This is a genomic window from Jiangella anatolica (genome assembly GCF_003236295.1).
Taxonomy (GTDB): domain Bacteria; phylum Actinomycetota; class Actinomycetes; order Jiangellales; family Jiangellaceae; genus Jiangella; species Jiangella anatolica.
Genome location: NZ_POTW01000025.1, coordinates 65,625 through 75,991 on the forward strand (window position 1 = coordinate 65,625; position 10,367 = coordinate 75,991).

Sequence of the window (10,367 nt, forward strand, 5' to 3'; positions counted from 1 at the left end):
GGAGCGAACGAGTCGGTGGATCCGCTGTCGGGTCGGCCATACGATGGAGGCACCGCCCACGCCGACTCAGGAAAGTGTCATGGACCCCATGCAGTCCGCCCTGTCCGACTCGTTCGCGCCCCTTGCCCTGACCTTCGACGACGTCCTGCTGCTCCCCGGTGAGTCCGACGTGATCCCGAGCGAGGTCGACACCACCTCGCGGGTCTCGCGGAACATCTCGGTCAGCATCCCGCTGCTGTCCAGCGCCATGGACACCGTCACCGAGTCGCGCATGGCCATCGCCATGGCCCGGCAGGGCGGCCTGGGCGTGCTGCACCGCAGCCTGTCCATCGAGGACCAGGCGCACCAGGTCGACCTGGTCAAGCGGTCCGAGTCGGGCATGGTCACCGACCCGGTGACGATCGGCCCGGACGCCACGCTGGCCGAGATGGACCGCATGTGCGGGCAGTACCGCATCTCCGGGCTGCCGGTCACCGACGACGACGGCAAGCTGCTGGGCATCATCACCAACCGCGACATCCGCTTCATCCCGTCCGCGGAGTTCCACGACCGCCGGGTCCGTGAGGTGATGACGAAGGAGCCGCTGGTCACCGGCCCGGTCGGCATCAAGTCCGACGACGCGTTCGCGCTGCTGGCCAAGCACAAGATCGAGAAGCTGCCACTGGTCGACGACGCCGGCCGGCTCAAGGGCCTCATCACCGTCAAAGACTTCGTGAAGTCCGAGGAGTTCCCCAACGCCACCAAGGACGCCGAGGGCCGGCTGGTCGCGGCCGCCGCGGTCGGGTTCTTCGGTGACGCGTGGGAGCGGGCCATGACGCTGGTCGAGGCCGGCGTCGACGTGCTCGTCGTCGACACCGCGCACGGCCACACCAGCGCGCTGCTCGACGTCGTCGCCCGGCTCAAGGCCGACCCGGCCGCCCGCGGCGTCGACGTCATCGGCGGCAACGTCGCCACCCGGGCCGGCGCGCAGGCGCTGGTCGACGCCGGCGCCGACGGCATCAAGGTCGGCATCGGCCCCGGCTCCATCTGCACCACCCGCGTTGTGGCCGGCGTCGGCGTCCCGCAGGTCAGCGCGATCTACGAGGCTTCGCTGGCGGCCAAGCCGGCCGGCATCCCGGTCATCGGCGACGGCGGCCTGCAGTACTCCGGCGACATCGCCAAGGCGCTGGTGGCCGGCGCCGACACCGTCATGCTCGGCTCGCTGCTGGCCGGTGTCGCGGAGAGCCCGGGCGAGCTGATCTTCATCAACGGCAAGCAGTTCAAGTCCTATCGCGGCATGGGCTCGCTGGGCGCGCTGCGCAAGCGCGGCGCCGAGACCACCGGCTCCCGCGACCGGTACTTCCAGGCCGACGTCGCCAGCGACGACCAGCTGATCCCGGAGGGCATCGAGGGCCAGGTGCCGTTCCGCGGCCCGCTCGGCGGCGTCACGCACCAGCTGGTCGGCGGACTGCGGCAGTCGATGTTCTATACCGGCGCGCGCACCGTCCCGGAGCTGAAGGAGCGCGGCCGGTTCGTCCGCATCACGTCGGCCGGGCTGAAGGAGTCGCACCCGCACGACATCCAGATGACGGTCGAGGCGCCGAACTACTCCTCGCGCCGCTGACCCAGAAGACGACGCCGGCTGACGCTTGTTCCGGATGCCCTGACCGTTCGACGAGCGGTCAGGGCACGTGGCTCGTGGGGCTGCTGCCGCTGGCCCACGTCCGCCGCCTGTTTGGTGGGCGGCCCGGAACGCGGCGAAAGCTCACCACGTGGACGCCCAGCGACACCAAGGCCACGTCGAACCGGCCTCAGAGGCTGCCGGGAGCGGCCAGCGGACCCGAACCCAGCCGGTCGGCCAGGCCGTCCAGGATGAGGTCGAGGCCGTACCCGAACTCGTCGCCGTAGGCGTAGTCGCGGCCGATCACCTGCTCGGCGATCATCTCGGTGAGGTACGGGTACTCGCCCGCGGGCATGAACGCGCTGAGGTCGCCGGCCAGTTCCTCGGCGCCGCCCGGCTCGTCGAACGGCAGGTTCAACTCCGTCAGCACGAACCCGTACACGTAGGCGTCGATCGCCGAGAACGCGTGCGCGGCCAGCGCCACCGAGAAGCCGTTGCGGCGCAGGCAGCCGAGCACGGTGTCGTGATGGCGCAGCAGCGCCGGCGCCGGGCCGCGGCGTGACTCGACGAGGCCGAGCGCCCACGGATGCGCCGTCAGCGCCGCGCGGGCCGATGCCGCCCGCTCGGCCATGGCCGGTCGCCACGGCTCGTCGAGCCCGGGCAGCCGGATGTGGGTGAAGATCCAGTTCGCCAGCGCGTCGAGCAGGTCGTCCTTGCCGTCCAGGTGGTGGTAGAGCGACATCGCCTCGACGCCCAGCTCACGGCCCACGCTGCGCATGCTCACCTGCGCCAGCCCGCCGCGGTCGGCCACCCGGGCCGCGGCCTCGACGATCCGCTCGCGCGACAGCGCCATCGCTCACCTCGCCCTTGTCATCCTTACGGGTGTAAGGCTATCGTGCTCCTCAGGCTTACAGGTGTAAGGGGGCGCTCCATGAAGGCAGCGAGGAACTACCGGTACGGCCCGCCCGACGTCGTCCGCGTCGCCGACATTCCGCGGCCGGAGCCGAAGGCCGGCCAGGTGCTGGTGCGGGTGCATGCGGCGGCGGTCACCGCGGGCGACGCGCGGCTGCGGGCCGCCCGGTACCCGGCCGGGTTCGCGCCGTTCGCCCGGCTGGCGTTCGGCGTGTTCCGGCCCCGGCGCACGGTTCTGGGCAACTCGTTCGCCGGCGTCGTGGAGGCGGTGGGATCGGCGGTCACCCGGCTGCGTCCCGGCGATCGGGTGTGCGGCCAGCTGGGCGCGCGGATGGGCGCTCATGCCGAGTACGTCCCAGTTGCGGCCGAGAAGGTCGCTGTCGTCCCGGACGAGGTCAGCGACGACGACGCCGCCGGGGTGCTGTTCGGCGGCACGACGGCGCTGTACTTCCTGCGCGACAAGGGGCGGCTGACGGCCGGACAGACGGTGCTGGTCAACGGCGCGTCCGGCGCGGTCGGCACGAACGCCGTCCAGCTGGCCAGGCACTTCGGCGCGACGGTGACCGGTGTGACCAGCGGCGCCAACGCGGCCCTGGTGACCGAGCTGGGCGCGGAACACGTCGTCGACCACACCCGCGACGACGTCACGCGGCTGGCCGAGCGCTACGACGTCGTCCTCGACACCGTCGGCAACCTCTCGATCGAAGCCGGCAGGCGGCTGCTCACTCCGTCGGGCCGGCTGTTGCTGGCCGTCGGCAGCCTGGGCGACACCGTCCGCGCCCGCGGGAACGTCGCCGCCGGCGTCGCGCCCGAGCGCCGCGCCGACTACGAGTTCCTGCTCGGCCTGGTCGCCTCCGGCGAGCTCACCGTCGTCGTCGACAGGGTGTACGACCTCGCCGATGCCGCGGCGGCCCATGCGCGCGTCGACACCGGCCACAAGGTGGGCAACGTCCTGCTGCACCCGTGACCAGATATCCTCACCTGGTGGCGGAGATCGAGATCGGCCGTGGCAAGCGCGGCCGCCAAGCATATGCCTTCGACGACGTGGCGATCGTGCCCTCGCGGCGCACCCGCGACCCCGAAGAGGTGTCGACGCACTGGCAGATCGACGCCTACCGGTTCGAGATCCCGCTGCTGGCCGCGCCGATGGACTCGGTGATGTCGCCGGCCATGGCGATCGCGCTCGGGCAGGCCGGCGGGCTGGGCGTGCTCGACCTCGAGGGGCTGTGGACGCGGTACGAGGACCCGGAGCCGCTGCTGGAGGAGATCGCCGCGCTGGAGGAGGGCAAGGCGCTCAACCGGCTGCAGGAGATCTACGCCGCGCCGGTGCGCGAGGACCTCATCGCCGACCGGCTGCGCGAGATCCGTGACGCCGGCGTCACGGTGGCCGGCGCGCTGTCGCCGCCGCGGGTGAAGCGCTACCACCAGGCCGTCATCGACGCCGGTGTCGACATCATGGTCATCCGCGGCACGACGGTCTCCGCCGAGCACGTCTCGGGCCGGGCCGAGCCGTTGAACCTCAAGCAGTTCATCTACGAGCTGGACGTGCCGGTGATCGTCGGCGGCTGCGCCACCTACCAGGCCGCGCTGCACCTGATGCGCACCGGCGCGGCCGGCGTGCTGGTCGGGTTCGGCGGCGGCTCGTCGCACACGACCAAGTCGGTGCTCGGCCTCACCGTCCCCATGGCGACCGCCGTGGCCGACGTCGCTGCCGCCCGGCGCGACTACCTCGACGAGTCCGGCGGCCGGTACGTGCACGTCATCGCCGACGGCTCGATCGGCCGGTCCGGCGACATCGCCAAGGCGATCGCCTGCGGCGCCGACGCCGTCATGGTCGGCTCGCCGCTGGCCCGGGCCGCCGAGGCGCCCGGCCGCGGCTGGCACTGGGGCTCCGAGGCCCACCACGCCGACCTGCCGCGCGGCGAGCGGGTGCACGTCGGCAGCATCGGGCCGCTGTCGGAGATCCTGGCCGGTCCGTCCTATCTCGCCGACGGCTCGATGAACCTCGTCGGCGCGCTGCGGCGGGCCATGGCCACCACCGGATACACCGAGGTCAAGGAGTTCCAGCGGGTCGAGGTCACGGTCCTGCGCTAGGGCCCCGGTCCGCGCCGTAGGCTGGGTGCGATGAGCACCACAGTCAGCGTCGACACCGTCGTCGACCGCGCCCTGCTGGATCGGTTGACCGACCGCGTGGTGGCGCGCCCCCGCGCCGAGCGGATCACCACCGTCGCGCCGTTCACCGGCGCCGCGCTGGCCGAGGTGCCGCTGTCCACCATCGACGACGTCGCGACGGCGTACGGCGCGGCCCGCGACGCCCAGCACTGGTGGGAGCGGCGGCCGGTCGCCGAGCGGGCCCGCATCGTCGGGCACGTGCACGACCTCGTGCTGGACCGCCGCGGCGAGATCGCCGACCTCGTCCAGGCCGAGGCCGGCAAGGCCCGTCGCGACGCGTTCGAGGAGGTCGCCGACGTCGCGCTGGCGGCCCGGTACGTGGCCGTCCGCGGTCCGCGGGTGCTGCGCGAACGGCGCCGGCTCGGCCTGCTGCCGGGGCTGACCCGCGCCATCGAGGGGCACCGACCCAAGGGCGTCGTCGGCGTCATCTCGCCGTGGAACTACCCGCTGACGCTGGCCATCTCGGACTGCCTGCCGGCGTTCGTCGCCGGCAACGCCGTCGTGCACAAGCCCGACCAGCAGGCGACGCTGACGGCGCTGCTGGCGCGGTCGATCGCGATCGAGGCGGGGCTGCCGGAGGCGCTGTGGCAGATCGTGTCCGGCGACGGCCCGGTCATCGGCGGCGCCGTCGTCGCGCACGCCGACTACGTCTCGTTCACCGGGTCCACCGCGACCGGGCGGATCATCGCGGCCCAGCTGGGCGAGCGGCTGGTCGGCGCGTCGCTGGAGCTGGGCGGCAAGAACCCGATGCTCGTCCTCGACGACGCCGATCTCGACCGCGCCGCCGAGGCCGCCGTCCGGGCCTGCTTCTCCAACGCCGGCCAGCTGTGCATGTCGATGGAGCGGCTCTACGTCGCGGCGTCGGTGCGCGAGCCGTTCCTGGAGCGGTTCCTCGGCCGGGTCGAGTCGATGCGCGTCGGTGCGGCGTTCGACTACTCCTGCGACATGGGCTCGCTGATGTCGCAGGCGCAGCTGGAGAAGGTCCGCTCGCACGTCGACGACGCGGTGGCGAAGGGCGCCCGCGTGCTCACCGGCGGGCAGGCGCGGCCCGACCTCGGCCCCTGGTTCCACGAGCCGACGGTGCTCGACGGCGTCCGTGCCGGCATGCTCGCCGCCGACGTCGAGACGTTCGGCCCGGTCGTCGCCGTTCACGCCGTCGCCTCGGACGACGAGGCGATCGCGCTGGCCAACGGCACGCCGTTCGGGTTGAACGCCAGCGTCTGGACGTCCAACCTGCGCCGCGGCGTCGACGTCGCCCGCCGGCTGCGGTCCGGCATCGTCAACGTCAACGAGGGCTACGGCGCCGCCTGGGGCAGTCACGACCTCCCGATCGGCGGCATGGGCGCGTCCGGGCTCGGCCGGAGGCACGGCCGCGAGGGCATCCTGCGCTACACCGAGCCGCAGGCCATCGCCGTCCAGCGAGTGCACAACATCGCCCCGCCGGCCGGCATGTCCTACGACACCTTCGCCAAGACCATGGCCAGGTCCCTGCGCGTGCTGCGCCGCACCGGCCGCGCCTGAGCCGGTCAGGCGGCGCGGAGGTCGCGGATCCGGCACCGCACGCCCGGCGCGGCCGAGAGCTTGCGGTCGGTGGTGACGAGGTCGGCGCGCCTCGTCCGCCGGTAGCTTGCCGCCTCTGACCAGGCCGCGCAGGGTCGAGGCGCATTCGAGGTCGACGGCGTGCGGTGCGGCCAGCCGCTCACCCGTCACGATGACGCGGACCCGCTCGACACGTCGGTCGCGACCAGGCCGACGTGTCGAGGTCGATCACCCACGCGCCTCGCGGAGCTCCTCCAGACGTCGCTGACGTCATCGGCTGTGACAGAGGAGCGGGTCGCGATCGACCGGGCGACGTCGGCCGCCTCGTCGGGCGACAGCGTGTTCGCCTCACGCACGTGGATGGTGGCCATGCAAGCATTCTCCTTGCATGGCCACCATCGTGCTCTCACGTCAGCGGCCGGACTCGCTGGAGGTGGCCGGGGTGCCGTGCCAGGACTCCCAGAGGGCGGCGTAGGCACCGCCCTCGGCGACCAGCTCGTCGTGGGAGCCGAGCTCGGCGATCTGGCCGCCCTCGACGACGGCGACACGGTCGGCGTCGTGGGCGGTGTGGAGGCGGTGGGCGATCGCGATGACCGTCCGGCCGTGCAGCACCGCCGACAGCGACCGTTCCAGGTGCCGGGCCGCTCGCGGATCGAGCAGCGACGTCGCCTCGTCGAGCACCAGCGTGTGCGGGTCGGCGAGGACGATCCGCGCCAGCGCGATCTGCTGCGCGAACGCCGGCCCGACCGGGTGCCCGCCCGACCCGACGACGGTGTCCAGCCCGTCCGGCAGCGCGTCGGTCGCCTCCAGGGCGTCGACGGCGGCCAGCGCGCGGCGCAGGTCCTCGTCGGTGGCCGACGGCGCCGCCAGCGCGAGGTTGTCGCGCAGCGTGCCGACGAACACATGGTGCTCCTGGGTCACGAGCACGACCTCGCGGCGCAGCCGGTCGACGTCGAGGTCGACGAGGGGTACACCGCCGACGTCGACCCGCCCGGACCGCGGCGGGTGGATGCCCGCCAGCAGCCGGCCGAGGGTCGACTTGCCGGCGCCGGACGGCCCGACCATGGCCAGCCGCTCGCCGTGCGCCAGCTCCAGCGACACCCCGTGCAGGACGTCCTGGCCCTCGACGTAGGCGTACCGGACGTCGGCCGCCTCGATGTCCTCGCCCGTGGGCAGGGCGCCGGTCGGCGCACGGTCCGGCGGCACGTTCGCGATGCCGACGACCCGGGCGAACGACGTCAGCCCGACCTGCAGCTCGTCGAGCCACGACACCAGCCGGTCGACCGGGTCGACGATCTGCACCATGTAGAGGACGACGGTGGTCACCTGCCCGGCCGTCGCGTGCCCGTTCGACGCCAGCCAGGCGCCCCAGGCCAGCGTCGCCACGACCGGCAGCACGTAGGCCATCTCCGCGGTCGGGAACCAGACGCTGCGCAGGAACAGCGTCCGCCGCTCCGCCGCGTACGCCTCGCGCAGGTCGTCGTCGGCGCGGGTGACGCGGACGTCGCCGAGGCCGAGCGCCTCGATGGTGCGGGCGCCGTCGACGGTCTCGGTGATGGTGCCGTTGATGGTCGCGTACGCCGCCCGCTCCCACAGGTAGCCGGCCCGCGCGCGGTTGAGGTACCAGCGGGTGCCGGCGATCAGCAGCGGCGCCCCGACGATCGCGCCGGCGGCGACCAGCGGCCCGGCGATCACGGCCGCGGCCAGCGTCAGCACCGTCGTCACCACCGCGACGAGGATCTCCGGCACCGCGAACCGCACGGTCCGCGACAGCGCGTCGATGTCGCCGGTGGTGCGTGCGACCAGGTCACCGGTGCCGGCCCGCTCGACGGTGGACAGCGGCAGGCTCAGCACCCGCCGGATGAACGTCTCGCGCAGCTCGGCGAAGACCCCCTCGCCGAGCACCAGCGACCGCTTGATCGCGACCCGGGTGAGCAGCGCCTGCACGACGATGCAACCGGCCAGCACGGCCGCCAGCACGTCGATCCGGGTCTCGGTGCCGTCGCCGGTGACGGCGTCGACCATCTGACCGAGCAGGAGCGGCCCGGCCAGTCCGGCCGCGGCCGCCAGCACGTGCAGGATCAGCGCGACGGCCAGCGGCGTGCGGTGCCGCCGGAACAGCCGGCCGGCCTCCTCGCGGACCTCGGCCGGGGTCGCGACGGGCAGCGCGCCCGCGGGCGCCGGCCCGCGAGGCGGCGTCGTCGTGCTCATTCCGGGTCCTCCTCTCGGGTCACGGTGCGGCGGTAGGCGGGGGTGGTGCTCATCAGCTCGTCGTGGCTGCCGGTGGCGACCAGCCGGCCGTCGTCGAACCAGACGACGGTGTCGGCCTTGGCCAGCATCAGCGGGCTGGCGGTGACGACGACGGTGGTGCGCCCGGCGCGCGCGTCGCGCAGCCGGCCGGCGATGGCCGCCTCGGTGTGCGCGTCGACGGCGCTCGTCGGCTCGACCAGCACCAGTACCTCGGCCTCGCGCACCAGCACGCGGGCCAGCGCGACCCGCTGCCGCTGCCCGCCGGACAGCGACCGGCCGCGCTCCTCGACCGTCGCGTCCAGCCCGTCGCGCAGCGTCTCGAGCACGTCGCCGGCCGACGCGGTCTCCATGGCCGTGGTCAGCTGCGTGTCGTCGTGCCGGCCGTACGGGTCCAGCCCGCTGCGCAGCGAGCCGGTGAACAGCGTCGGCTCCGGATCGCTCACCACGATGCGGCGGCGGACCTCGGCCACCGGCAGCCGGTCCAGCGAGACGTCGCCCAGCCGGACGCCGTTGCCCGGCACCAGCCGGCCGAGCCGGTCGGCCAACGCGGCGGTGAACGCCGGCTCGTCGGAGACCAGCATCGTCAGCGAGCCCGGCTCGACCCGCAGCCCGGTGTCGTCGTCGACCAAGGCGGCCGGCGTCGCGGCAGCAGGAACCGCGGCGGGCTCGCCGGCGGCCGCGACGTCGGGCACCTCGGGCTCGACGGCGAGCACCGCCAGCACCCGGCGCGCGGCGACCACGGCCCGGGTCGACGCGAAGGCCATCTCACCGGCCGTGCGCACCGGCAGCAGCAGGAAGAACGCGTAGCCGTACAGCGCCACCAGCGCGCCCGGCTCGATGTCGCCGCGCAGCACCAGCCGCGCGCCGACCCAGGTCAGCAGCACCAGGAACACGCCGGGCAGCAGCACCAGGACGGCGTCGAGCAGCGCCTGCGTGCCGGCCAACCGGACGCCGGCCGCCCGCACCGTCTCCGAGCGCTCGGCGTAGCGGCGGATGAACACCTTCTCGCCGCCGATGCCGCGCAGCACCCGCAGCCCGGCCACCGTGTCGGCGCCGAGTGCGGTGAGGTCGCCCAGCGCCTCGCGCTGGCGCCGCTGCCGTTCCTGCAGCGGGCGGATCAGCGGGCCCATCGCGACGACCAGCAGCGGCACCCCGATGAGCACCATCAGCCCGATCGGCACCGACGTGTCCAGCACGATGACCGCGACGACGAGGTAGGACACGATGGCGCCGATGAACCGGGGCACCACCTCCATCATGTGCCCGACGTGCATGGAGTCGCTGGACACCGTGGCCACGACCTCGCCGGTGGACATCGTCCTCGGCACCGCCGGCCCGCTGCGGGCGGTGTGCCGCGAGACCAGCTGGATGATCCGGAACGCGGCGTACAGCCAGTTGGCCACCGACGCCCGATGGCGCATGGTGCCGGCCAGCGCCTGGATCAGCCCGAGTACGCCGACGAACACCGCCCAGCGGGCCGTGCTGCCGGAGTCGTCGGCGACGATGCCGTCGATGCCGTGCCCGATGCCCCACGGGATCAGCGCCTGCGCGACCATCCAGACGACGCCGAAGAAGCCGCCGACGACGAGCGTGCGCCATTGCCTCCTCGCGATCCAGGTCAGGAACCTGCCGCGGGAGCGGGTGTCGGGGATGCCGGGATCGGCGAAGGGAAGCTCACGCACGACGTACCACAGTACGAAGTCCGAGGCCCCGATCGCACCTGGTTTTCCGCCGCCTCAGCCCTCATGATCATCAACCTTTTGTGCCGTTCTGGGCAGACTCAATCGGTGGTTGCAACGCCGCAGGATGTGGGGTGGAGGTGGCGTGGTGGCGGCGAGGTTGTCGTTGGTGGAGCGGGAAGAGATTGCGGTGGGTCGGGCGCGGGAGGAGTCGG

At 73.3% G+C, this 10,367-nt stretch carries 7 protein-coding genes; 4 read left to right on the forward strand and 3 right to left on the reverse strand.

The window, feature by feature from the left end; all coding sequences use genetic code 11:
- Positions 1-79 precede the first annotated feature (79 nt).
- Positions 80-1,603 (forward strand): IMP dehydrogenase, encoded by a 1,524-nt coding sequence (guaB, locus tag C1I92_RS12730; protein ID WP_111255026.1) that lies wholly within the window; start codon positions 80-82, stop codon positions 1,601-1,603.
- Between the two features lie 187 nt (positions 1,604-1,790).
- Here the strand turns inward: guaB and C1I92_RS12735 are convergent, their stop codons facing one another.
- Positions 1,791-2,453: a TetR/AcrR family transcriptional regulator gene (locus C1I92_RS12735; RefSeq protein ID WP_111255027.1), complete on the reverse strand. Its 663-nt coding sequence runs from the start codon at positions 2,451-2,453 to the stop codon at positions 1,791-1,793.
- Positions 2,454-2,531: 78 nt separating this feature from the next.
- On the opposite strand from C1I92_RS12735, the gene C1I92_RS12740 reads away from it, so the two are divergent.
- Genes C1I92_RS12740 through C1I92_RS12750 form a run of 3 tightly spaced genes read left to right on the forward strand, consistent with a single transcriptional unit; the run spans position 2,532 to position 6,205 of the window.
- Positions 2,532-3,479: an NAD(P)-dependent alcohol dehydrogenase gene (locus C1I92_RS12740; protein ID WP_111255028.1), complete on the forward strand. Its 948-nt coding sequence runs from the start codon at positions 2,532-2,534 to the stop codon at positions 3,477-3,479.
- A 17-nt stretch (positions 3,480-3,496) separates the two neighbouring features.
- On the forward strand, positions 3,497-4,606 hold the full coding sequence (locus C1I92_RS12745; RefSeq protein WP_111255029.1) for a GuaB3 family IMP dehydrogenase-related protein: 1,110 nt from the start codon (positions 3,497-3,499) through the stop codon (positions 4,604-4,606).
- 30 nt (positions 4,607-4,636) lie between these two features.
- Positions 4,637-6,205, forward strand: coding sequence for a succinic semialdehyde dehydrogenase (locus C1I92_RS12750; protein ID WP_111255030.1), 1,569 nt, complete (start codon positions 4,637-4,639; stop codon positions 6,203-6,205).
- A 429-nt stretch (positions 6,206-6,634) separates the two neighbouring features.
- Here C1I92_RS12750 and C1I92_RS12765 read toward each other — a convergent pair whose 3' ends face one another.
- Complete coding sequence (locus tag C1I92_RS12765) at positions 6,635-8,434, reverse strand: ABC transporter ATP-binding protein (protein WP_111255032.1); 1,800 nt, start codon at positions 8,432-8,434, stop codon at positions 6,635-6,637.
- Positions 8,431-10,155: an ABC transporter ATP-binding protein gene (locus C1I92_RS12770; RefSeq protein ID WP_111255033.1), complete on the reverse strand. Its 1,725-nt coding sequence runs from the start codon at positions 10,153-10,155 to the stop codon at positions 8,431-8,433. The genes C1I92_RS12765 and C1I92_RS12770 overlap by 4 nt, the downstream gene beginning before the upstream one ends.
- Positions 10,156-10,367 lie beyond the last annotated feature (212 nt).

Coding starts and splice junctions, on each gene's coding strand:
- guaB (WP_111255026.1), top strand. CDS start 80: ATGGACCCCATGCAGTCCGCCCTGTCCGACTCGTTCGCGCCCCTTGCC.
- C1I92_RS12735 (WP_111255027.1), bottom strand. CDS start 2,453: ATGGCGCTGTCGCGCGAGCGGATCGTCGAGGCCGCGGCCCGGGTGGCC.
- C1I92_RS12740 (WP_111255028.1), top strand. CDS start 2,532: ATGAAGGCAGCGAGGAACTACCGGTACGGCCCGCCCGACGTCGTCCGC.
- C1I92_RS12750 (WP_111255030.1), top strand. CDS start 4,637: ATGAGCACCACAGTCAGCGTCGACACCGTCGTCGACCGCGCCCTGCTG.
- C1I92_RS12765 (WP_111255032.1), bottom strand. CDS start 8,434: ATGAGCACGACGACGCCGCCTCGCGGGCCGGCGCCCGCGGGCGCGCTG.